Here is a 1,257-nt window from a genome sequence, read left to right on the forward strand (position 1 = left end):
GGCCGCCATGGGCAGCAGGAAGACGGAGAAGGCGTAGTAGAGCACGCCGTAGCCGATGGTCTGGGTGACGGCCAGGGCGGCGACGATCCGCGCACCTTGGCGCCGGGAACGCGGCAGGCCGCCGCCCCCGGCATCAGGGGCGACGGTCCCGGTGGCGGTGGACCTCACGTGGCCCCGCCGGAGCAGGAGATCAGGCGGCGGCCGATGACCGTCGTGCCCCAGACGCCGCCGGTCCCGGTGATGAAGCCCTGAGCGGCCAGCCGCCAGACCAGGGTGTCGGCCAAGCGCGCAACGGCTGGGGCGTAACCGGGATGAGCGCTCGTCTCACGGGTGGCGAGCAGGTATCCGGTCAACCGGTCGGTGCTCAGTGGGCCGCGGGTGCAGATCAGGCGCAGGGCCTCTTTCTGTGGTGCGGTGGGGTGGCCGTCGGGCATGACCGAAGCTCGCCTTTCTTCGACTGGTCGTGGTGCGGGTTAGCCGCAGCAGCCGCCACCATCGGTGGTGGCGGACACCCCGGCCAGGGGCAGCGGGGTGGCCAGCAGGCCGCCGCTGATCCCGGTGGCCAGCCCGACCCGCGTCTCCTGGGCCTCAGCCAGGTTCGAGGAGCACACGCCCGTCTCGGGAAGGTCGAGCTGCACGTCGCGGGCGGCCGCCCAGTCCCCGGCGATGGCCGCGACGACGGAGCGGACCTGCTCGTATCCGGTGGCCATCAGGAACGTCGGGGCGCGGCCGTAGGACTTGACGCCGACGGCGTAGTAACCGGGCTCGGGGTGGGCGAGTTCGGCGGCGCCGTGTGCGGGCACGGTGCCGCAGGAGTGGTGGTTGGGGTCGATCAGCGGTGCCAGGGCGCGGGTGGAGCCGAGGATCGCGTCCAGGTCCAGGCGCAGCTCGCCCGCGATGGAGTGGTCGGGGCGGTAGCCGGTGGCGGCCACGATCCGGTCGGCGACGACCTTCCGCTCGGTCCCCGACGGGTCGCGGCTGATCACCGTCACCGCCTCGTCGTCCACGGTCACCTCGTGGGTGAAGAAGGCGGTCAGCAGCGTGATCCGGCCGGACTCCACCAGGGCGCGAAGGCGGGTGCCGAGCGCACCGCGCGCCGGCAGGGCGTCGGCCGCGCCGCCGCCGTAAGTACGGGTGGCGCTGCCGGTGCGGATGGCCCAGGTGATGCGGGTGTCCGGTGCCTCGTCGGCGAGAGCGGCCAGCGCGAGCAGGGTGGTGGCGGCCGAGTGGCCGGCGCCCACCACCAGGGTGTGCTTG

1 protein-coding gene and 1 pseudogene are annotated in these 1,257 nt (G+C 73.6%); both read right to left on the reverse strand.

Going from position 1 to position 1,257, the window contains the following annotated elements:
• Window positions 1–164: 164 nt before the first annotated feature.
• Window positions 165–434 (reverse strand): hypothetical protein, encoded by a 270-nt coding sequence (locus ACWJ6R_RS36600; protein WP_449066588.1) that lies wholly within the window; start codon window positions 432–434, stop codon window positions 165–167.
• Window positions 435–473: 39 nt separating this feature from the next.
• A pseudogene (locus ACWJ6R_RS36605) lies at window positions 474–1,257 on the reverse strand (flavoprotein); the annotation flags it as partial.

The organism is Planomonospora algeriensis, assembly GCF_977012225.1.